This is a genomic window from Streptomyces zaehneri (assembly GCF_032248645.1).
GTDB lineage: Bacteria > Actinomycetota > Actinomycetes > Streptomycetales > Streptomycetaceae > Streptomyces > Streptomyces coriariae.
Map to the genome: position 1 here is coordinate 208,464 of NZ_JASTTJ010000014.1, position 25,222 is coordinate 233,685.

Annotated in this window: 4 protein-coding genes and 2 pseudogenes; all 6 read right to left on the reverse strand. The window is 69.7% G+C overall.

Annotation, left to right across the window (positions count from 1 at the left end):
* Positions 1-16: 16 nt before the first annotated feature.
* Complete coding sequence (gene mhpA, locus QQM72_RS23685) at positions 17-1,657, reverse strand: bifunctional 3-(3-hydroxy-phenyl)propionate/3-hydroxycinnamic acid hydroxylase MhpA (RefSeq protein ID WP_314222877.1); 1,641 nt, start codon at positions 1,655-1,657, stop codon at positions 17-19.
* Positions 1,658-1,674: 17 nt separating this feature from the next.
* Complete coding sequence (locus QQM72_RS23690; protein WP_314222878.1) at positions 1,675-2,457, reverse strand: arylamine N-acetyltransferase family protein; 783 nt, start codon at positions 2,455-2,457, stop codon at positions 1,675-1,677.
* Between the two features lie 4 nt (positions 2,458-2,461).
* Entirely contained in the window at positions 2,462-12,337 is a 9,876-nt protein-coding gene (locus QQM72_RS23695) for a type I polyketide synthase (RefSeq protein ID WP_399078359.1), read from the reverse strand.
* Positions 12,338-12,373: 36 nt separating this feature from the next.
* Positions 12,374-17,725 (reverse strand): annotated as a pseudogene (locus tag QQM72_RS23700) (SDR family NAD(P)-dependent oxidoreductase); the annotation flags it as partial.
* Positions 17,726-17,789: 64 nt separating this feature from the next.
* Complete coding sequence (locus QQM72_RS23705) at positions 17,790-24,287, reverse strand: SDR family NAD(P)-dependent oxidoreductase (protein ID WP_399078366.1); 6,498 nt, start codon at positions 24,285-24,287, stop codon at positions 17,790-17,792.
* Between the two features lie 483 nt (positions 24,288-24,770).
* Positions 24,771-25,181, reverse strand: a pseudogene (locus QQM72_RS40930) (SDR family NAD(P)-dependent oxidoreductase); the annotation flags it as partial.
* Positions 25,182-25,222: the final 41 nt, after the last annotated feature.

Consider the following 25,222-nt stretch of genomic DNA (forward strand, 5'->3'; position numbering starts at 1 on the left):
CCGGGTCGGAGGTTTCTCAGTCGGCAGCCGGGGGCGGTGCCCCCAGCCGGTGGGCGAGTTGGTCCACCAGTTCGCCCAGTTCCCCGGGTCCGTTCGCCGCGCCGAAGACGGTGAAGTCGGGGCGCACCAGGACGGCCGTCGCGCCGTTCTCGGCCAGGTACGGCAGATAGCGGCCGTCGATGTCGACCACGGCGCCGGGACCGGACTTCCCCGGTTCCGTGCCCGCGGGCAGGACGTGCGCGCAGCGCGTGCCGAGACCGTCGAGGAAGGCGCGCCGCCGGTCGTCGAGCAGAGCCGCCGGATCGCTGACGGCGAGCAGTACGAAGCCCAGTCCGACGATCTCGTCGAGCAGTCCCTCACCTTCGGCGTCCGCCACCCTGGCCTGGGGGAACAGGGTGCCGGCCGGCCTCAGCGGCGTGCCGTCGCCGGCCCGTTGGAACAGGCCGTCGTCGAAGGGGATCACGGTGGACATCGGCAACGCGGCGGCGCCCTCGCGGTCGCGGGCGGCCAGCATGATCGCGTCCCGGTCGGCGGCGGCTGCGGGATCGGTCACGCAGATGACCTTGCCGAGTTTCACGGACGTGGTGACGGCGTTCCGGACGTGCGCCCGGCGCTCGACGGTGTAGGTGTCGAGTACGGAGTCGTCGGCGAGACCGCGCAGTGCCAGGTCGAGCTTCCACGAAAGGTTGGCCACGTCCCGGAAGCCCGAGCACATGCCCTGCCCCGCGAAGGGCGGCATGAGGTGTGCGGCGTCCCCCGCTATCAGCAGCCGGCCCTTGCGCCACTCCCCCGCCCAGCGGGCCTGGAAGGTGTAGACGGCGTGCCGTTCGAGTGTCGCGTTGTCCGGGTGGACGGAGAACATCTCCAGCATGCGCCACAGGGTGTCGTCCCGCTTCAGCTCCTCGATGTTCTCGCCCGGCAGCCGCATGAACTCGAAGCGGCGGTGCCCGGGGCCGGCCGACACGGCGGTCCGCGGCCGCTGCGGGTCGCAGATCTGCAGGTTGTTGGGGCGGAAGTCGCGCGGCTCGTCCAGTACGACATCGCAGATCAGCCAGTCGTAGAAGAACCCGAGGTCGGTGAGGGAACTCTCCATGGACTCCCGGACGAAGCTGTTGGCCCCGTCGCACCCGACGACGTACCGCGCGGTGAAGGTGTGTTCCTGCTCGTCCGGGTCCTCGGAGATCACCTCGACCAGGTCGCCGCGGTCGTCGAGTTCGACGACCTCCTGTCCGCGGACGACCCGCAGGTTCGGGAAGTCGGTGCCCCGCTCGATGAGCGTGGCCTCCAGTCCCGGCTGGTACATGGCGGTCGCTTGCGGCCAACCGCAGTGGCCGTTCGCGGCGCTCTCCATGTGCAGCAGGGTTTCGCCGGCGGCGTTGCGCCAGGCGTAGTCCCGTGAGTTCTCCCCGAACTTGTCGAGGAAGGGCCCGATGCCGGCGGCCGCCAGGATACGGGCAGCCTCGTCGTCGAAGCCGACGGCCCGCGGCATGGGGTACGGCTGGGACCAGCGCTCCACGACCGTGACCCGCCAGCCGCGCCGGGCCAGCAGGATCGCCAGCACCTGCCCCACCGGACCGTAGCCGACGACGGCCACGTCCGTGTCGGTGACGGCGTCCGTCTCGGTGCCGCCGCCGGCCGTCTGCGTCTCCACTGTCATCTCCGTCCGCTCCCGCCTCAGCCGTTGCCTGTGCCGGCGAGGACGTCCTTCACCACGCGCTCGAACTCGGCCTTGTCGATCAGGGTGCGGATCGTTTCGTGACCGTTCTCCACCCTCAGCAGCCGCCTGCCGGTGAGGACGAGCTGCCCGTTGTCGGTGGCACGGCCACGCAGCACGGTCCCGGCGAACAGCGAGTCCTTCACGATCCGCTCGGCAGCGGAGTCCTGGGGACTGTCCCAGTCGGAGACAGCCCGGGCCTTCAACTCGAACCGGTACACAGACCGCCAGTCGCCGGTGGCGGCCCTGCGTTCCAGCACGTGGTAGGCGCCGTCCGCCGTGAGCCGATAGGAGCAGCCGAACTGGTGCTGCACCTCGTCGGTCATCCGCAGCGGTTCCAGATACGACGGTCCGGCGAAGCCCACGTCGACCAACCAGGTCTCCCCGTCCAGCCGCACACAGGTGAAGGTGTGCTCGAGGTCCGGCCCGAACTGCCCGTCGGGCCAGCGCTGTGACGCGGCCAGGATCGAGGTGTCGTAACCGAGTTCGGTCAGGAGCCTGCGGAACAGGCCGCTCAGGTCGTGGCACACACCGCCCGCGCCCTCGACGACGATCGCCCGAAACGTGTCGTCGATGTCGATGTCGACGACGTTGCGGAAGCCGGTGAAGCTCTTGATGAAGCGACTGCTGTCGTAGGCCAGCGACATCAGGTGCTTCTTGTGCAGTGCGCGAAGCGTCTCGGAGCTGGGCTCGGGCACCTCCGTGAACCCCAGACGGTGCAAGTAGGTCTCGACCTCGAACATCCGGCTACTTTCCCTTCTCCGTGTGGTCCCACTTGGCCAGCAGCTCACGCAGCCGCGAGACGGCCCGCGCACGCGATGCGTCGTCGTGCAGCGCCGGAGCCAGGGCCGATTCCAACTTGCCGATCTCCTGGGAGACCGCCTCAGGTGTGACGGCCAGTTCGGGCTCGAGGGTGTCCAGCATCAGCTCGGCGATCATGCCCGCGGTGGGGAGGTCGAAGATCAGGCCCTGCGGCAGGTCGAGTCCCGACACCCGGTTGAGGCGGTTGCGCAGTTCGAGACCTGTCAGCGAGTCGAAGCCGATGTCGAGGAAGGCGACCCCGTCCTCGACCATCGTCGAGCCGGCGGCGTGACCGAGCACCTGTCCGGCCTCCACCAGCACCAGGTCGGTGAGGACCGTCAGCCGCTCCTGAGGGGACAGAGGCAAAAGCCGCGCCCGCAGCGCCTCGCCGTCGTCCCCGGTCTTCGCATCCTTACCGCTGCCGGTGCCTGTACCGGTGACCGCAGCGGTGGCCTCGGGCAGTTCCCGCAGCAGCGGCCGTTCCCTGGCCACCGTATAGAACGGCGCGAACCGCGACCAGTCGATACCCGCGACCACGAGGTGCCCCTCGCCACCCGCCATCGCCTGGCCCAGGGCCTCGACCGCGAGTTCGGGCCGCATCAGCTCGACGCCGACCCCCGCGAACTCCTCGGCCACGGCCTCGTCGACCATGCCGCCGCCGGCCCAGGCACCCCAGGCCACAGCGGTAGCCGCCCGGCCTTCGGCGCGCCGCCGATGTGCGAGCCCTTCGACGAAGGCGTTGGCGGCGGCGTAACCGCCCTGCCCCGCACCGCCCCAGACAGCGGCGCCGGAGGAGAACACCACGAAGGCGTCCAGCGGACGGTCGGCGAGCAGGGCGTCGAGGTGCACGGCACCGGCGACCTTCGCCCGGCCCACCTCGGCGAACTCCGCGACGCTGCTGTCCGGCAGTTGCGTGGGTTCCTGTGCGGCGCCTGCCGTGTGGAAGACAGCGGAGACGGGCACGTCGGAAGGAACCGCCGCGATCACCTCGCCGAGCGCAGTCCGGTCGGTGACGTCACAGGCCACGAGCGTGACGCGGGCACCGAGCGCGGTCAGCTCCGCCTCCAGCGCCGCCGCCCCCTCGGCGGCCCGGCCGCGACGACTGAGCAGCAGCAGATGCTCGGCCCCCCGACCCGCGGCCCAACGGGCCACGTGTGCGCCGATGCCACCGGTACCGCCGGTGACCAGGACCGTGCCACGTGGCGTCCAGGGTTCCCTGGACACCGTACCGTCGGCAGTGGCGGACTCGGCGCGGGTCATACGACGCGCGTACGCGCCCGTGGCCCGGATCGCCACCTGGTCCTCGCCGTGCTCTCCGCAGAGCACGGCGACCAGCCGGCCCAGCGCCGTCTCACCCGGCCCGGCGGCCACATCGACGATCCCGCCCCAGGACCTGGGGTGGTCGAGGGCCAGTACGGTGCCGAGGCCCCAGATCATGGGCTGGGTCCCGCTCGTCACCTCCCCGTCCTCCCGAACCGCGACGGCTCCGGAAGTCAGGCACCACAGCGGGGCGGTGATGTCCAGATCCTTGAGCGACTGGACGAGGGTGACGGTGGCGGCCGTACCGCGCGACAGTGTCGGATGGCCGGCGTCCGGCCGCTCGTCCAGTGGCAGCAGGGACACCACCCCGACCGGCCTCGCCGTGTCGAGACCCACCCGGACGAGTTCCGCCAGGCCCTTCCGGTCCTCGCCGTCCACATCCACCCGTACGACGCGACCGCCGTGCGCGGTCAGCGCGCCGCTCGTGGCCTCCGCCATCGCGTCGGCCTGCCCTGCGGGCACCAACATCAGCCATATGCCGTCGGCGACAGCCGCACCCGGTACCAGCGCGTCCGTCATCGGCCGCCAGTCGATCCGGTAGCGCCAGCCGTCCAGCACAGCCTGGTCCCGGTGGCGGCGGCGCCAGGAGGACAGGGCGGGCAGCACGCCGTCCAGGGCGGACGCATCGAGCCGCAGGGACCGGGCCAGCGAATTCGCATCGCCGCTGTCCACGATGTCCCAGAACGCCGCGTCGACCGGATCGGCCGCCTTCTCGGGAACGGCCGGTCCGTCGCCCTCGATCCAGAACCGTTGCCGCTGGAAGGCGTAGGTGGGCAGGTCCACGCGCTGTGCGCCGGTCCCCGCGAACACCTTCTCCCAGTCCACATCGACACCACGGGAGTGCAGCTGTCCGAGTGCGGTGAGCAGGGCCCGGTCCTCCGGCATGTCCCTGCGCAGCGACGGCACGCAGTCCCGCGCCACCATCGCCGACAGCACACCATCAGGCCCCAACTCCACAAACGTCGACACCCTCTCGCCGCGTAAGGCCTGGACACCGTCATGGAAACGCACCGTGCCCCGCACGTGCTCCACCCAGTACTCCGGCGAACACAACCGGCCCGCATCCGCCACCTCACCGGTCAGATTCGACACCACCGGCACCACAGGCTCGCGAAACACCAGCCCCGCCACAACCCGACGGAACTCCTCCAACATCGGATCCATCAACGACGAATGAAAAGCATGCGACACCCGCAACCGCTTCACCCTGCGGCCCTCCAAACGGGCCACCACACCCGCGACCGCATCCTGGGCACCCGACAACACCAACGACGTCGCACCATTGACCGCAGCGATACCCACACCCTCGGTCAGCAGCGGCGTGACCTCGTCCTCCGCCGCCTCGACCGCGAACATCACCCCACCCGACGGCAACGCCTGCATCAACCGCCCCCGCGCCACCACCAAAGTTGCCGCATCCTCCAACGACCACACACCCGCCACAAACGCAGCCGTCACCTCACCAATCGAATGACCCGCGAGAACATCAGCACGCACACCCCAGGACTCCACCAGCCGGAACAACGCCACCTCGACCGCGAACAGAGCCGGCTGCGCATACCGCGTCTCGTTCAGCAGCGCCGCCTCATCGCCGAAGACCAGATCCTTCAGCGAACGGCCCAGACTCTCGTCCACCGCCGAGCACACCTCGTCGAAAGCCTGCGCGAACACCGGGAACGCAGCGTGCAGTTCACGCCCCATCCCCACCCGCTGCGAACCCTGACCCGTGAACAACACACCCAGACGACCCGGAACCACCGCTTGCGGCTCCACCGACGCAAGCGCCTCCCGCGCCTCGTCCACAGAACCCGCCACCACCACCGCACGATGATCGAAACGAGCACGCATCGCCGCCAGCGAAAACGCCACGTCCGTGAGGCCCAGTCCACGGTGCAGTTCCAGATGGCCGGCCAGACGCCTGGCCTGAGCCCGCACCGCCTCCGGCGACCTCCCCGACACCACCAACGGCACCACCCCGTCCGGCACCACCGCACGCTCCACCCGAACCGCAGGCTCGACACCCTCCAAAATCACGTGCGCATTCGTACCGCTCAAGCCGAAGGAAGAGACCGCCGCGCGGCGCGGACGGTCCGGCGTCGCCTGCCACTGCCGCGACTCGGTCAGCAGTTCCACGGCACCCGCCGACCAGTCCACCTTCGGCGACGGCTCGTCCACGTGAAGTGTCTTCGGCAGCACACCGTGCCGCATCGCCTGCACCATCTTGATCACACCCGCCACACCCGCAGCGGCCTGCGCGTGCCCGATGTTCGACTTCAACGAACCCAGCCACAACGGCCGGTCCTCACCAGGCCGCTCCTGACCATAAGTCGCGATCAACGCCTGCGCCTCGATCGGATCACCCAACGAGGTACCCGTACCGTGCGCCTCGACAACGTCGATGTCAGCCGCCGACAAGCCGGCATTCGCCAACGCCTGCCGGATCACACGCTGTTGGGACGGACCGTTCGGAGCGGTGATGCCGTTGGACGCACCGTCCTGGTTGATCGCCGCGCCTCGCACGAGGGCCAGTACCTCGTGCCCGTTGCGCCGGGCGTCCGACAGACGCTCCAGCAGCACCAGGCCCACACCCTCCGCCCACGACGTGCCGTCCGCACCCGCCGCGAACGACTTGCACCGGCCGTCCGCGGCAAGACCTCCCTGCCGCGAGAACTCGATGAAGCTGCCGGGCGTGGCCATCACGGCGACACCGCCGGCCAGGGCCAGCGAGCACTCACCGTTGCGCAGTGCCTGCATCGCGGAGTGCATCGCCACCAACGACGACGAACACGCCGTGTCCACCGTCACCGCCGGGCCCTCCAAACCGAGGGTGTACGCCACCCGACCGGAGATGAAGCTGCCCGCGTTGCCGTTGCCGAGGAAGCCCTCCAGTTCCTCCGGTACGCGCGTGAGGTTGGTGGCGTAGTCGTGGTACATGGCGCCGGTGAAGACACCCGTCCGGCTGCCCTTCAACGTAGTCGGATCGATCCCGGCCCGCTCCAGCACCTCCCACGACGTCTCCAGCAGCAGCCGCTGCTGCGGATCCATCGCCAACGCCTCACGCGGACTGATCCCGAAGAACGCCGGGTCGAACTCCCCCGCATCATGCAAGAACCCACCATGGCGAACCGTCGACTTACCGACCGCCTCCGGATCAGGATCGAACAACCGCGCCACATCCCAGCCCCGGTCCTCCGGAAACGCCGTGATGCCCTCACGCCCCTCAGCCACCAGACCCCACAGATCCTCCGGCGAAGCCACCCCACCAGGCAGCCGACACCCCATCGCCACAATCGCGATCGGATCCTCCGACACCGAAACACCCGACAACCCCTCACCGACCACCGAATCGGCCACCGCCTCCCCGCCCACCAACTCCAGACGCAGAAACTCAGCCAGCACACCCGGCGACGGATAATCAAAGATCAACGTCGCCGGCAGCCGAAGACCCGTCACGGCATTCAACCGATTCCGCAACTCCACCGCCGTCAACGAATCAAAACCCAGATCATTGAACGCCTGCCCGGCACCGATACTCCCCGCACCCGCATGCCCCAACACCACCGCAACCTCACCCGACACCAACTCCACGAGATGGCGTTGCTGTGCCTCATGGGTCAGCGTCGCGAGGCGATTTGCCAAGGTGTCACCGGTGGTCGAGCCGGTGCCTGCGGCCACGGTGCGCGCCGTGCGGCGCGGCCGGCGGACCAGCCCGCGCAGCATCGGCGGCAGCTGCCCGGCCCGTGCCTGCTCCGTCAGGGCAGCGAAGTCGAACTTCACCGGCACCAGCGTGGAGGCCTCGCCGGACAGGGCCGTGTCGAGCAGGGCCAGGCCGTCCTCGGTGGCCAGCGGGAGCACTCCGCCCCGGCCCATACGGGCCTGGTCCGACTCGCTCATCGTCGCGATCATGCCGCCGGACTCGGCCCAGAGGCCCCAGGCCAGGGAGACTGCGGGCAGCCCCTGCCCGCGGCGCCACTGAGCGAACGCGTCCAGGAACGCGTTCGCGGCAGAGTAGTTGCCCTGCCCCGGACCACCGAGCACACCGGCGGCCGAGGAGAAGAGGACGAACGCCGACAGATTCATGTCCCGTGTCAGCTCGTGCAGCGTCAGCGCGGCATCGACCTTGGGTCGGAAGGCGGCGCCGATCCGCTCCTGTGTCAGGCTCGCGATCACACCGTCGTCGAGGACTCCCGCCGCGTGCACAACGCCGGTCAGCGGCGCATCGGGCGAGACCGCCGAGAGAAGCTTCTTCACCGCCCTGCGCTTCGACATGTCGCACGCCACCACGGTGACGCTCGCTCCCGCCGCCTCCAGCTCTGCCGTCAGTTCTTCGGCGCCGGGCGCCTCCGGTCCGCGACGGCTGGTCAGGAGCAGGTGGCGTACACCATGTGCGGCGACGAGATGCCGGGCGACCAGGCCGCCCAGCGTTCCGGTGCCGCCTGTGACGAGCACGGTTCCCCTGGGATCGAGTGCGGGGCCGCTGACGGAGTCGGCCGCGGCCCGCACCAGCCGGGGCGTGTGGGCGACGTCGGCGCGCACCGCCACCTGAGCCTCCCCGGTGGCCAGTACACCCGCCAGGGCCGACCGGGACGCCTGGATTTCGTCCACGTCCATCAGAAGGACGCGGCCCGGGTTTTCGGCCTGCGCAGCGCGTACCAGGCCCCAGACCGCGGCGCCCGCCGGGTCGGTCACCTCGGGGTCGCCGGAGACCCCGACCGCGCCGCGCGTCACGACGAGCAGGCGGGTCGACTCGAGTTCCGGTGCGGCAAGGAATGTCTGAAGGATGCCGAGGACACGGCCGGCGAGGCCGCGCACCCGTTCGGGACTGACGACACCGTCGACGGCGTCGACGACCAGCACGTCCGGCATCGACGCGCCGGACCGCACCAGTTCCTCGACGTCCAAGGCCATGGAGACCGGGTGCGGGACGACGCCGGCAGTGGTGCCGGCTGTCGCACCGGCCGGCATCGCGGTCCACTCGACGACGAACATGGCATCCGTACCGGGACCCGTCCGCCCGGCGGCTTTGACCTGCTCGTCGGCGACCGCGCGCAGCACGAGCGACTCGACCGACGCGACGGGGGCGCCCTCTCCGTCGGCCAGTTCCAGCGCCACCGATTCGGCTCCGGTGGGCGTCATGCGCACCCGCAGGCTCGTGGCGCCGGAGGTGTGCAGAGTCATGCCGTTCCACGCGAACGGCAGGATGAGCTTGCCCTCCTCGGCCTTCCGCTCGGTGAAGGCGCCGCAATGCAGGACGGCGTCGAGAAGTGCGGGATGCAGGCCGAACCCGGTCGCCGCCTCGGCATCGTCCGCCGGGAGCGCGACCTCGGCGTAGATCTCCTCTCCGAGGGTCCACAGCATGCTGAGGCCCTGGAACAGCGGCCCGTACGCGTATCCGGCGCTCGCCTGGTCGGCGTAGAAGCCGGTCAGGTCGACGGGTTGCGCACCCTCGGGGGGCCAGACCCCGAAGACGGCGTCGAGGGCCGGTGCCTCGTCGTCGAGCTGGCCGCTGGCGTGGCGGACCCAGGGTGCTCCGGGCTCTGTGTCGTCGGGCCGCGAGTACACCGCGACCGACCTCACTCCGCTGCCGGTGTCCGCTCCGACCGAGACCTGGATACGCACCACACCCCTGTCGGGGATCACCAGAGGGGCTTCGATGATCAACTCGCGCAGGGACCGCGCACCGACCTCGTCCCCGGCACGGACGGCGAGTTCCACGAGGGCGGTACCCGGCAGGAGGACGGTGCCGGACACCGCGTGGTCCGCCAGCCAGGGCTGCGCGGCCAGCGACAACCGACCGGTACACAGGACACCACCGGTGTCGGGAACACTGATCACCGAGTCGAGCAGGGGATGTTCGAGCGCGAACGCGGGATCACCGACCGACACGTTCGAGTTCAGCCAGTAGCGCTGGCGCTGGAAGGCGTAGGTGGGCAGGTCCACGCGCTGTGCGCCGGTCCCCGCGAACACCTTCTCCCAGTCCACATCGACACCACGGGAGTGCAGCTGTCCGAGTGCGGTGAGCAGGGCCCGGTCCTCCGGCATGTCCCTGCGCAGCGACGGCACGCAGTCCCGCGCCACCATCGCCGACAGCACACCATCAGGCCCCAACTCCACAAACGTCGACACCCTCTCGCCGCGTAAGGCCTGGACACCGTCATGGAAACGCACCGTGCCCCGCACGTGCTCCACCCAGTACTCCGGCGAACACAACCGACCCGCATCCGCCACCTCACCGGTCAGATTCGACACCACCGGCACCACAGGCTCGTAAAACACCAGCCCCGCCACAACCCGACGGAACTCCTCCAACATCGGATCCATCAACGACGAATGAAAAGCATGCGACACCCGCAACCGCTTCACTCTGCGGTCCGCGAATCGGGCCACCACACCCGCGACCGCATCCTCCGCCCCCGACAACACCAACGACGTCGCACCGTTGACCGCAGCGATACCCACCCCCTCGGTCAGCAGGGGCGTGACCTCGTCCTCCGCCGCCTCCACCGCGAACATCACCCCACCCGACGGCAACGCCTGCATCAACCGCCCCCGCGCCACCACCAAAGCCGCCGCATCCTCCAACGACCACACACCCGCCACAAACGCAGCCGTCACCTCACCAATCGAATGACCCGCCAGGTAGTGGGGACGCACACCCCAGGACTCCAGCAGCCGGAACAACGCCACCTCGACCGCGAACAGAGCCGGCTGCGCATACCGCGTCTCGTTCAGCAGGTCCCCGCCCTCGAAGACCAGATCCTTCAGCGAACGGCCCAGACTCTCGTCCACCGCCGCGCACACCTCGTCGAAGGCCTCCGCGAACACCGGGAACGCAGCGTGCAGTTCACGCCCCATCCCCACCCGCTGCGAACCCTGACCCGTGAACAACACACCCAGACGACCCGCCACCACCGCTTGCGGCTCCACCGACGCAAGCGCCTCCCGCGCCTCGCCCACCGAACCCGCCACCACCACCGCACGATGATCGAAACGAGCACGCGTCACCGCCAGCGAAAACGCCACGTCCGTGAGGCCCAGTCCACGGTGCAGTTCCAGATGGCCGGCCAGACGCCTGGCCTGAGCCCGCACCGCCTCCGGCGACCTGCCCGACAGAACGAGCGGTACGCGCCTGCGCGTCGGGGTCGGTTCGGGAACGTCGTTCTCGACGGCTTCCAGGATGACGTGGGCATTGGTGCCGCTGATGCCGAAGGAAGAGACAGCGGCCCGGCGCGGACGGTCCGGCGTCGCCTGCCACTGCCGCGACTCGGTCAGCAGTTCCACGGCACCCGCCGACCAGTCCACCTTCGGCGACGGCTCGTCCACGTGAAGTGTCTTCGGCAGCACACCGTGCCGCATCGCCTGCACCATCTTGATCACGCCAGCCACACCCGCGGCCGACTGGGCGTGCCCGATGTTCGACTTCAACGAACCCAGCCACAACGGCCGGTCGGCCGGGCGCCCTTGCCCGTACGTCGCGATCAACGCCTGCGCCTCGATCGGATCCCCCAACGAGGTACCCGTACCGTGCGCCTCCACCGCGTCCACGTCGGCCGCTGACAGGCCGGCGTTCGCCAACGCCTGCCGGATCACACGCTGTTGGGACGGACCGTTCGGAGCGGTCAGGCCGTTCGAAGCACCGTCCTGGTTCACCGCACTGCCCCGCACCAGAGCCAGTACCTCGTGGCCGTTGCGCCGCGCGTCCGACAGACGCTCCAGCAGCACCAGGCCCACACCCTCCGCCCACGACGTGCCGTCCGCACCCGCCGCGAACGACTTGCACCGGCCGTCCGCGGCAAGACCCCCCTGCCGCGAGAACTCGATGAAGCTGCCGGGCGTGGCCATCACGGCGACACCGCCGGCCAGGGCCAGCGAGCACTCACCACTGCGCAGCGCCTGCATCGCGGAGTGCATCGCCACCAACGACGACGAACACGCCGTGTCCACCGTCACCGCCGGGCCCTCCAAACCGAGGGTGTACGCCACCCGACCCGAAACGATGCTTCCGGCGGCCACGGCCGCTTCGTAGTCGTGGTACATCAAGCCGGCGAAGACACCCGTCCGGCTGCCCTTCAACGTGTTCGGATCGATTCCGGCCCGCTCCAGCACCTCCCACGACGTCTCCAGCAGCAGCCGCTGCTGCGGATCCATCGCCAACGCCTCACGCGGACTGATCCCGAAGAACGCCGGGTCGAACTCCCCCGCATCATGGAGGAAGCCGCCCTCCCGAACGTAGGACTTGTCGGCCAGGCCGGGGGTGGGGTCGTAGATTCCGTCGACGTCCCATCCCCGGTTGTCCGGAAACGGTGTGATGCCGTCACGTTCCTCGGCCACGAGACGCCACAGGTCCTCCGGCGAGGAAACCCCGCCGGGCAGTCGGCACGCGGCCGACACGATCGCGATCGGTTCGGACGAGGCCGCAAGGATCCGGTCGCGCTCCTCTTTCAGCTGCTCGTTCTCCACGAGCGAGGCGCGCAGTGCCGCGACAAGCTTGTCCTCGGACACAGACATGTTTGAGTTCCTCCGTAGGCCGCGACGGGCTCAGTTGGTGGTGTTGCCCATCGCGCGTTCGATGAGGTCGGCGACGTCCATGTCGGCGATCAGGTGCGCTGCGTTCTGCCGTGTTTCCGAGGAGACGACGGCGGTCGCGCCGGAGTCCGCCGCCCCGGGAGTCGCGGCCACGAGACGCAGCAACTGCTGGAGCACGCCCAGCTCCTCGAGCCGGTTGAGGGGTACAGAGGCGAGGGCCTTACGCAGCCCGGCCTCGTCCACGTCGGCGAGTTCCACCGTTTCGGTCGCGGCGTCCGGGGTCAGCTCCGCGCGCAGGTGCTCGGTGATCGCGGCGGGTGAAGGGTAGTCGAAGATCAGCGTGGCCGGCAGCGAGATGCCCGTCGCCCGCGCCAGCCGGTTGCGCAGCTCGACCGCGGTGAGCGAGTCGAAGCCCAGCTCGCTGAACGCCTGTCCCGGAATGATGTTCCCGGGGTCGGTGTGCCCGAGCACGACGGCGACTTCGTCGCGGACCAGGTCCAGCAGGGCCTCCGTTCGCTCCTCCTCCGGGAGCCCCGCCAGACGGACCGAGAGGGAATCGGCGGGGACTGGTCCGCCGACGGCGGCATTGCGCCGGGGTTGCCGCACCAACCCCTGCAAGATGGAGGGCAGTTGGTCGGCTGCCGCTTGTGCGGACAGTGCGGTGAGGTCGAACTTGACGGGTATCAGTGCTGGTTCGTCGGCTCCGATCGCGGCGTCGAAGAGCGCCATGCCCTCTTCGACGGACAACGGACGAATACCGCTGCGCCGCATGCGTGCCTGGTCCGTCTGGTCGAGGGCACCCGCCATGCCCCCTGCGTCGCCCCACAGGCCCCATGCCAGCGACGCCGCCGGCAGACCCTGCCCCCGACGCCACCGAGCAAATCCGTCCAAGAACGCGTTCGCCGCCGAGTAGTTGCCCTGCCCCGGACCACCAAGCACACCCGACGCCGAGGAGTACAGAACAAAGGCATCCAGCTCCAGGTCCCGCGTCGCCTCATGCAACGTCAGCACCGCATCGACCTTCGGACGGAACACCCCCGCCAACCGCTCCGACGTCAACCCCGAAATCACACCGTCATCCAGCACACCAGCGGTATGCACCACACCCGACAACGGAGCCCTCGCAGGAACACCCCCCACCAACTGGGCCAGCGCATCACGATCGGCCACATCACACGCCGCCACCCGCACCACAGCACCGGCCCGCTCCAGCTCCGCCCTCAACGCCACCGCACCCGGAGCGTCAAGACCCCGCCGACTGGCCAGCACCAGACTCCGCACCCCGTGCACCGCAACCAGATGCCGGGCCACCACCGCACCCAACGTCCCAGTACCACCCGTCACCAGCACCGTCCCACCAGGCCGAAACACCCCACCCCCCGACGGCACCGCCACCGCACGCACCAGCCGCGGCACGAACACCCCACCCGAACGCACCGCGACCTGCGGCTCACCCGAAGCCACCACACCCGCCAACACCCCACCAACAGGCACAGGTTCACCCGCCGCCACATCAAGCAGAACAATCCGACCGGGATTCTCCGCCTGCGCCGAACGCACCAGACCCCACACCCCAGCCGCCACCGGATCCACCACACCAGACCCGCCCCCCACACCCACATCCACCGCGCCCCGCGTCACCACCACCAAACGCCCCGAACCCGACGACCCGAGGAACGACTGCACAGCAGACAGCACACCAGCAGTCACCGCAACCACAGCCCCGGCATCCAACGCAGCCGACGGCACCTCCAAAACCTCCACCTCGACGTCGTCCGCGTCCTCACGCACCGACAGAGCAGACCACTCCACCCGGAACAACGCATCACCACCACCGCCACCGGACACCCGCAACTGCTCCTCAGAAACCGCCCGCAGCACCAGCGACTCCACCGACGCGACCGGAACACCCGCACCGTCGGCCAGATCCAACGACAGCGACTCCGCCCCCGTCGACGTCAGCCGGACCCGCAACGACGACGCGCCCGAAGCATGCAAGGACACACCACTCCACGCGAACGGCAGGAACAGCCCGCCACCGTCGGACTCACGCGCACCGGAGAAGGCCCCCGCATGCAGCGCGGCATCCAGCAACGCCGGGTGCAGACCGAACCCGGCAGCCGAATCCACCTCACCCGACGGCAACGCGACTTCCGCGAACACCTCGTCGTCTCGGCGCCACACCGCACGCAATCCCTGGAACACCGGCCCATAGCCGTAACCGCGGTCGGTCAACTTCTCATACACGTCTGACACGTCCACGGCCACCGCACCCTCCGGCGGCCACACACCGAACCCGGCAGCAGGGACAGCAACCTCCGCACCCAGCTGACCACTCGCATGACGCACCCACGAACTGCCGGCCTCTGCGTCGTCGGGCCGCGAGTACACCGCGACCGACCTCACTCCGCTGCCGGTGTCCTCACCGACCGAGACCTGCACCCGCACCGCACCCTCATCGGGAACCACCAGCGGAGCCTCGATCACCAGCTCGCGCAACGTGCCCGTACCAACCTCGTCCCCGGCACGAATCGCCAACTCCACCAGAGCAGCACCCGGCAGCAAAACCGTGCCGGACACCGCGTGGTCCGCCAGCCACGGCTGCGCGGCCAGAGACAACCGACCCGTGGCAACGACACCACCCGTCTCGGGCACACCCACCACGATGTCGAGCAGCGGATGTCCGGTGGCCAGGGCCGGGTCCCCGCCGGACACCGACGGGTTCAGCCAGAACCGCTGGCGCTGGAAGGCGTAGGTGGGCAGGTCCACGCGCTGTGCGCCGGTCCCCGCGAACACCTTCTCCCAGTCCACGTCGACACCACGACTGTGCAACTGCCCGAGTGCCGTGAGCAGGGCCCGGTCCTCCGGCATGTCCCTGCGCAGCGACGGCACGCAGTCCCGCGCCACCATCGCCGACAGCACACCATCAGGCCCCAACTCCACAAACGTCGACACCCTCTCGCCGCGTAAGGCCTGGACACCGTCATGGAAACGCACCGTGCCCCGCACGTGCTCCACCCAGTACTCCGGCGAACACAACCGACCCGCATCCGCCACCTCACCGGTCAGATTCGACACCACCGGCACCACAGGCTCGCGAAACGCCAGCCCCGCCACAACCCGACGGAACTCCTCCAACATCGGATCCATCAACGACGAATGAAAAGCATGCGACACCCGCAACCGCTTGGTTCTGCGGTCCGCGAATCGGGCCACCACCGCCGCGACCGCATCCTCCGCACCCGACAACACCAACGACGTCGCACCATTGACCGCAGCGATACCCACACCCTCCGTCAGCAGCGGCGTGACCTCGTCCTCCGCCGCCTCCACCGCGAACATCACCCCACCCGACGGCAACGCCTGCATCAACCGCCCCCGCGCCACCACCAAAGCCGCCGCATCCTCCAACGACCACACACCCGCCACAAACGCAGCCGTCACCTCACCAATCGAATGACCCGCCAGGCAGTGGGGACGCACACCCCAGGACTCCACCAGCCGGAACAACGCCACCTCGACCGCGAACAGAGCCGGCTGCGCATACCGCGTCTCGTTCAGCAGGTCCCCGCCCTCGAAGACCAGATCCTTCAGCGAACGGCCCAGACTCTCGTCCACCGCCGCGCACACCTCGTCGAAAGCCTCCGCGAACACCGGGAACGCAGCGTGCAGTTCACGCCCCATCCCCACCCGCTGCGAACCCTGACCCGTGAACAACACACCCAGACGACCCGCCACCACCGCTTGCGGCTCCACCGACGCAAGCGCCTCCCGCGCCTCGCCCACCGAACCCGCCACCACCACCGCACGATGATCGAAACGAGCACGCGTCACCGCCAGCGAAAACGCCACATCGGACAGATTCAGCCCACCCTCCTGGCCAAGGAACCCCGCCAGCCGCGCCGCCTGCGCCCGCACCGCCTCCGGCGACCTCCCCGACACCACCACCGGCACCACCCCGTCCGGCACCACCGCACGCTCCACCCGAACCGCAGGCTCAACACCCTCAAGAATCACGTGCGCATTCGTCCCACTGATACCGAACGCAGACACACCCGCACGCCTGGGACGGTCCCCCACTGCCGGCCACTCCCGCGACTCCGTCAGCAACTCCACCGCACCCGCCGACCAGTCCACCTCCGACGACGGGGCATCCACATGCAACGTCCTCGGCAGCACACCATGCCGCATCGCCTGCACCATCTTGATCACACCCGCCACACCCGCGGTCGCCTGGGTGTGACCGAGGTTCGACTTCACCGAGCCGAGCCACAACGGCCGATCCGCCGGGCGCCCTTGGCCGTACGTCGCGATCAACGCCTGCGCCTCGATCGGATCACCCAGCGAGGTACCCGTACCGTGCGCCTCCACGGCGTCGACGTCCGTGGCGAGCAACCCGGAGTTGGTCAGTGCCTGGCGGATGACACGTCGCTGCGAGGGGCCGTTGGGCGCGGTGAGACCGTTCGACGCACCGTCCTGGTTCACCGCACTGCCGCGCACGACCGCCAGCACCTCGTGCCCGTTGCGCCGCGCGTCGGACAGACGCTCCAGCAGCAGCAGACCCACACCCTCCGCCCACGACGTACCGTTCGCGCCCTCCGCGAACGCCTTGCAGCGCGCGTCCGGCGCCAGGCCCCGCTGCCTTGAGAAGGCCACGAACGCGCCTGGCGTAGCCATCACGGACACACCCCCGGCGAGCGCGAGTGAGCACTCGCCGCTGCGCAGCGCCTGGACGGCCAGGTGGATGGCGACCAGTGCGGAGGAGCAGGCGGTGTCGAGGGAGACGGCAGGACCCTCGAAGCCGAACGTGTAGGAGACACGGCCGGAGGTGACCGCACCGGCGCTGCCGGTCAGGGCGTACCCCTCGGTGCTGGACTCCCCGCCCTCCAGGCTCGGGATGTAGTCCTGAGGCTTGGTCCCGGCGAAGACGCCCACGTTGCGGCCCCGCAGCGAGGTCGGGTCGATGCCCGCCCGCTCGAAGACCTCCCACGAGGTCTCCAACAGCAGCCGCTGCTGCGGATCCATCGCCAACGCCTCACGCGGGCTGATTCCGAAGAAGGCGGCGTCGAACTCAGCGGCGTCGGTGACGAACCCGCCCTCCTTGACGTACGACTTCCCGGGGCGCTCGGGGTCGGGGTCGAACAACCCGTTCACGTCCCAGCCGCGGTCGGTCGGGAACGCGGAGATGCCGTCGGCTTCGCCTGCGACCAGCTCCCACAGGTCCTCGGGTGAGGACACGCCGCCGGGGAGGCGGCAGCCCATGGAGACGATCGCGATCGGGTCCGTCTTCTCGGATTCGACCTCGCGCAGCCGCTTGCGCGCCTGGCTGAGATCGGCGAGGGCTCGCTTGAGGTAGTCGCGCAGCTTGTCGTCGTTCGTGCTCATCGAAAGTCCTTCTGCTCAACAGGTTTGGGGGCCGGCGCCGCTGTCAGGAAGAGCCGAGCTCGTTCTCTGCGAAGCTGAAGAGTTCATCGTCGGAGGCGGCATCGAGGTCGAAGTTCGCCTCGTCCTCCACGAGGGCACCGGACCCCGCACACCGGGTCGCCAGGGTTTGCAGGCGTTTGGCCGTCTGGGCCATGACCTCGTCGTCCAGGGACGTACTGCTCAACGCCGCTTCCAGTCGGTCCAGTTCGGCGAGCACGGACATTGGCGAGACGCCCAGTTGCTCCAGCAGGACGTCGGCGAGAGCGGCCGGCGTCGGGTAGTCGAACACGGCCGAGGCGGGGAGTTGGAGCCCCGTGGCCGCCGTGAGCCGGTTGCGCAGTTCCACGCCTGTGAGCGAGTCGAAGCCGAGGTCCTTGAAGGCACGGTCCGGCGCAATGGCATCCCGCCCGCGGCGGCCGCCCAGTACGGTCGCGGCGTCGGCGCTCACCAGGTCGAGCAGGGCACGCTGCCGCTCAGGTTGCGGCATCTTGGCCAGCCGGTCGGCCAGGGACTCCCCCGCCACGCTGCCGGTGCCACCAGCGGTATCGGTGCGGACGGTACGCCGGGGTCGGCGCACCAATCCCTGCAACACGGAGGCCAGTTGGCCGGATCCCGCTTGTGCGGCCAGTGCGGTGAGGTCGAACTTGACGGGTATCAGTGCTGGTTCGTCGGCTCCGATCGCGGCGTCGAAGAGCGCCATGCCCTCTTCGACGGACAACGGACGGACACCGCTGCGCCGCATGCGTGCCTGGTCCGTCTGGTCGAGGGCACCCGCCATGCCCCCTGCGTCGCCCCACAGGCCCCATGCCAGCGACACGGCGGGCAGACCCTGCCCGCGGCGCCACTGGGCGAAAGCATCCAAGAACGCGTTCGCAGCCGAATAGTTGCCCTGCCCCGGACCACCAAGCACACCCGACGCCGAGGAGTACAGAACAAAGGCATCCAGCTCCAGGTCCCGCGTCACCTCATGCAACGCCAGCACCGCATCAACCTTCGGACGGAACACCCCCGCCAACCGCTCCGACGTCAACCCCGCAATCACACCGTCATCCAGCACACCAGCGGTATGCACCACACCCGACAACGGAGCATCAGGACGAACACCGGCCACCAACTCCGCCAGCGCATCACGATCGGCCACATCACACGCCGCCACCCGCACCACAGCACCGGCCCGCTCCAGCTCCGCCCTCAACGCCACCGCACCCGGAGCATCAAGACCCCGCCGACTGGCCAGCACCAGACTCCGCACCCCGTGCACCGCAACCAGATGCCGCGCCACCACCGCACCCAGCGAACCGGTCCCACCCGTCACCAGCACCGTGCCACCCGAACGAAACACCGGCTCAACCGACCGCGCCACGACCGCACGCACCAGCCGCGGCACGAACACCCCACCCGAACGCACCGCGACCTGCGGCTCACCCGAAGCCACCACACCCGCCAACACCCCACCACCAGGCACAGGTTCACCCGCCGCCACATCAAGCAGAACAATCCGGCCGGGATTCTCCGCCTGCGCCGAACGCACCAGACCCCACACCGCAGCCGCCACCGGATCCACCAGACCAGACCCGCCCCCGACAGCAACATCCACCGCGCCCCGCGTCACCACCACCAAACGCCCCGAACCCGACGACCCGAGGAACGACTGCACAGCAGACAGCACACCAGCAGTCACCGCAACCACAGCCCCGGCATCCAACGCAGCCGACGGCACCTCCAAGATCTCCACCTCGACGTCGTCCGCGTCCTCACGCACCGACAGAGCAGACCACTCCACCCGGAACAACGCATCACCACCACCGCCACCGGACACCCGCAACTGCTCCTCAGAAACCGCCCGCAGCACCAGCGACTCCACCGACGCGACCAAGGCACCTTCGCCACCGGCATCGAAGATTTCCAGGCGCGATGCGTCGGAACCTCTCTCGGCCGGTGTCACCCGCAACCGGACGGACGCGGCACCGGTGGCGTGCAGGGTCACCCCACGCCACTCCGCGGACAGACCGGAGTGCCCGGTCGCATGGGCCGCGGCCTCCAGAAGCACCGGGTGCAGACCGAAGCGTCCAGCGTCCGCGGCGAGTTCCTCGTCCAGAACGAGCTCGATGTACTCATCCTGCGCGGCCGCGTCACCAATTGGTGCCGGAACCGCGCCAGAGGGCGTCAGCGTGCCGGTGGCGTGGCGGGTCCACGGCTCATCGCCCTGTTCGGCGCGGGTGTACACGCCGACCGTGCGGTGTCCCTCGTCGTCGGCGCCCCCGACGGATACCTGCACACGAAGTGCTCCCGTGGCGGGCAACACGATCGGTGTCTCGATCGTCAGTCCACGCACCGTGCCGGCGCCGACCTCATCGCCCGCGCGGATCGCCAGTTCGACCAGGGCGGCCCCCGGCACCATGCCTGTGCCCGTGCCTGTGCCCGACACGGAGTCCTCTACCAGCCATGGCTGAGCCTTCCGGGACAATCGTCCAGTGCACAGCACACCACCGGTCTCCGGCACTGCCATCACCGCGCTGAGCAGCGGGTGCCCCAGAGACACGTCAGTCGTCGGAGCGGCGGCGGCCAGCCAGTAGCGCTGGCGCTGGAAGGCGTAGGTGGGCAGGTCCACACGGCGGGCGCCGGTCCCGGCGAACACCTTCTCCCAGTCCACGTCGACACCACGACTGTGCAGCTGGCCGAGCGCGGTGAGCAGGGCCCGGTCCTCCGGCATGTCCCTGCGCAGCGACGGCACGCAGTCCCGCGCCACCATCGCCGACAGCACACCATCAGGCCCCAACTCCACAAACGTCGAAACCCTCTCGCCGCGTAAGGCCTGGACACCGTCATGGAAACGCACCGTGCCCCGCACGTGCTCCACCCAGTACTCCGGCGAACACAACCGACCCGCATCCGCCACCTCACCGGTCAGATTCGACACCACCGGCACCACAGGCTCGTAAAACACCAGCCCCGCCACAACCCGACGGAACTCCTCCAACATCGGATCCATCAACGACGAATGAAAAGCATGCGACACCCGCAACCGCTTCACTCTGCGGTCCGCGAATCGGGCCACCACACCCGCGACCGCATCCTCCGCCCCCGACAACACCAACGACGTCGCACCGTTGACCGCAGCGATACCCACCCCCTCGGTCAGCAGGGGCGTGACCTCGTCCTCCGCCGCCTCCACCGCGAACATCACCCCACCCGACGGCAACGCCTGCATCAACCGCCCCCGCGCCACCACCAAAGCCGCCGCATCCTCCAACGACCACACACCCGCCACAAACGCAGCCGTCACCTCACCAATCGAATGACCCGCCAGGTAGTGGGGACGCACACCCCAGGACTCCAGCAGCCGGAACAACGCCACCTCGACCGCGAACAGAGCCGGCTGCGCATACCGCGTCTCGTTCAGCAGCGCCGCCTCATCGCCGAAGACCAGATCCTTCAGCGAACGGCCCAGACTCTCGTCCACCGCCGCGCACACCTCGTCGAAAGCCTCCGCGAACACCGGGAACGCAGCGTGCAGTTCACGCCCCATCCCCACCCGCTGCGAACCCTGACCCGTGAACAACACACCCAGACCACCCGGAACCACCGCTTGCGGCTCCACCGACGCAAGCGCCTCCCGCGCCTCGCCCACCGAACCCGCCACCACCACCGCACGATGATCGAAACGAGCACGCGTCACCGCCAGCGAAAACGCCACATCGGACAGATTCAGCCCACCCTCCTGGCCAAGGAACCCCGCCAGCCGCGCCGCCTGAGCCCGCACCGCCTCCGGCGACCTCCCCGACACCACCAACGGCACCACCCCGTCCGGCACCACCGCACGCTCCACCCGAACCGCAGGCTCAACACCCTCAAGAATCACGTGCGCATTCGTCCCACTGATACCGAACGCAGACACACCCGCACGCCTGGGACGGTCCCCCACTGCCGGCCACTCCCGCGACTCCGTCAGCAACTCCACCGCACCCGCCGACCAGTCCACCTCCGACGACGGGGCATCCACATGCAACGTCCTCGGCAGCACACCATGCCGCATCGCCTGCACCATCTTGATCACACCCGCCACACCCGCGGTGGCTCCCGTGTGACCGAGGTTCGACTTCAGGGCCCCGAGCAGCAGCGGCCGGTCGTCGCCGGGCCGCTCCTGACCGTACGTCGCGATCAACGCCTGTGCCTCGATCGGATCACCCAGCGAGGTACCCGTACCGTGCGCCTCCACCGCGTCCACGTCGGCCGCCGACAGGCCGGCGTTCGCCAACGCCTGCCGGATCACACGCTGTTGAGAGGGACCGTTCGGAGCGGTCAGGCCGTTCGACGCACCGTCCTGGTTCACCGCACTGCCCCGCACCAGAGCCAGCACCTCGTGCCCGTTGCGCCGCGCGTCCGACAGACGCTCCAGCAGGATGACTCCGACGCCCTCGGCCCAGCCCGTGCCGTCCGCGCCCTCGGCGAACGCCTTGCAGCGTCCGTCCGGCGCCAGGCCCCGCTGCCGCGAGAACTCGACGAAGACGCCGGGGCTGGACATCACGGCCACGCCGCCGGCCAGGGCTAGCGAGCACTCACCATTGCGCAGGGCCTGCATCGCGGAGTGCATCGCCACCAACGAGGACGAGCATGCCGTGTCGATGGTGAGCGCGGGTCCCTCCAGTCCCAGGACGTACGACACTCGGCCGGAGGCGACGCTGCCCGCGCTGCCGGTCAGGGCATATCCCTCGGTGCCATCGGCACCGCCGCCGAGGCGCGGGGTGTAGTCCTGGGCTCCCATGCCGGTGAAGACGCCGACGTCCTTGCCCCGCAGTGACATCGGGTCGATGCCCGCCCGCTCGAAGACCTCCCAGGATGTCTCCAGCAGCAGCCGCTGCTGCGGATCCATCGCCAACGCCTCACGGGGGTTGATGCCGTAGAACCCGGCGTCGAAGTCGGCGACGCCGTGCAGGAATCCGCCCTTGCGGACGTAGGTCGTGCCGGGGGCGTCCGGGTCGTCGGAGAGCAGACCGTCCAGGTCCCATCCGCGGTCGGCCGGGAAGTCGACAAGCGCGTCGCGGCCCTCGGCGAGCAGGGTCCACAGTTCCTCGGGTGAGGTCACGCCGCCGGGGAGGCGGCAGCCCATGGAGACGATCGCGATCGGGTCGTCGGCCGCGGAGGGCAGTGACGGTGCGGCGGCGGGCCGGACCGCGGCGGCACCGTCGCCGACGAGTTCCGCGCGGAGGTGGTCGGCCAGCGCCCGGGGGTTCGGGTAGTCGAAGACAAGGGTGGCGGGCAGGCGCAGCTGTGTGGCGGCGTTGAGACGGTTGCGCAGTTCGACCGCGGTGACCGAGTCGAAGCCGATTTCCTTGAACGCCCTGTCCTCCTCGACGCCTTCGGCGTCCGTGTGCCCCAGGACCGCTCCGGCTTCGGTCCGCACCATGCGCACCAGCAGGTGCTCCTGTTCGGCCGGTGAGAGCTCCAGGAGTTCGGCACGGAGAGCGGAGGCATCGGTGCCGGGGCGGTCCTCGGTGTTGCCCACGAGGAGTTCGGTCACCTCGGGCAGGCCGCGCAGCAGGGGCCGGGAACGGCTGAGGGTGAAGGCCGGCGCGAAGCGGGTCCAGTCGATGCCGGCGACGACCACGTGGGTCTCGTCGTGCTCGACGGCCTGCACCAGTGCGGCCACGCCGAGGTGGGGTTCCATCAGGGAGAGGCCGAGCTTGGCGAACTCCCCCGCCATCGACGCGTCGACCATGCCGCCGCCGTCCCACGCGCCCCAGGCGATGGAGGTGGCGGTCAGTCCGCGGGCGCGCCGGTGGTGGGCCAGCGCGTCGAGGTACGCGTTGGCTCCGGCGTACGAAGTCAGGCCGTTGCTGCCCCAGGCGGTGGCGCCGGAGGAGAAGAGGACGAAGGCGTCGAGTTCGATGTCACCGAGCAGGTCGTCCAGGTGACGGGCGCCGGCGATCTTGGCACGGCCCATCTCGGCGAACTGCTCGACCGTGAGCCCGGACAGGGGCGATTCGGTCTGGGGCGCGCCGGCGAGGTGCAGGACGGCGGTCAGTGGCAGTTCGGCGGGGACGGCGTCGAGGAGGGCGGCGACCGTGTCACGGTCGCCGACGTCGCAGGCGGTGATGGTGACCCGGGTGCCGTGGGCCTCGAGTTCGGTGCGGAGTTCACCGGCGCCGGGGGCGTCGGGGCCGCGGCGGCTGGTCAGCACCAGATGTTCGGCGCCGAGTTCGGCGAGTCGTCGGGCGACGTGGGCTCCTGTGCCGCCCGTGCCACCGGTGATCAGGACGGTGCCGCGCGGAGTCCAGGGCTTGGGGGCCGGGGTGTCCTCCAGCGGGGCGCGGCGCATGCGGCGGGCGTGCAGGCCATCGGCGCGTACGGCGAGTTGGTCCTCCTCATCGGCTCCGGAGAGGGCGGCGCACAGCAGGTCGAGGGTGTGCGGGTCGGGTTCGTCGGTGGCGGAGGGCAGGTCGACGAGGCCGCCCCAGGTCCGGGGGTGGTCCAGTGCCAGGACGGTGCCGATGCCCCACATGACGTGCTGGGAGACGTCGGTCAGCTCTGCGGGGTCTGCGACGGCGACGCCGCCGGACGTGACCGCCCACAGGGGTGCCTCGATGTCGGCGTCGCCGAGGGCCTGGACGAGGGTCACGGTGCCGATCGTGCCGCGCGACCAGGTGGTGTGGACGGGGTGCGGCCGGCCGTCGAGTGCCAGGAGCGACACGATCCCCGCGAAGGGCTGGTCGGGGAGGGCGGCGGCCAGCGCCTCCCGGTCCGTGTTCTCGGTGTCGACCTCGATGCGCACGATCTGCGCGCCACGCTCGGTGAGACCGGTGGTGACGGCTTCGGCGAGTGGGCCGCTGTCGGTGGCGGCGGCTACGAGCCAGGTGCCGGAGAGGGTGCCGCTCGTGTCGATCCGTTCCCAGCCGAGGTGGTAGCGCCATCCGTCGACGACGGACCGTTCCTGTCGGCGGCGTCGCCAGGAGGAGAGAGCGGGCAGGACTTCGTCGAGTACGGAGGCCTTGAGCTGGAGGTCGTCGGCGAGGGCGTCGGTGTCGCCGGCCTCGATCGCGGCCCAGAAGGCGGTGTCGACGGGGTCGGCCTCGACGGCGGGCCTGTCGTTCGCGTCGAGCCAGTAGCGCTGGTGTTGGAAGGGATACGTCGGCAACTCCACCCGCCGGGCCCCCCGCGCATCGAACGCAGCCTCCCAGTCAACATCAACACCCCCCGCGAACACCTCACCCACCGACCGCAGGAACCGCTCCAGACCCCCCTCACCACGACGCAACGACCCCACCACCAGACCATCCACACCCACCGCACCCATCGTCTCCGCCACCACGAAACCCAGCACCGGATGCGGACTCATCTCCACGAACACCCGCCGCCCCTCACCCAACAACCGCCGCGTCACCTCCTCCAAACGCACCGGCTCCCGCAGATTCCGATACCAATACCCCCCGTCCAACA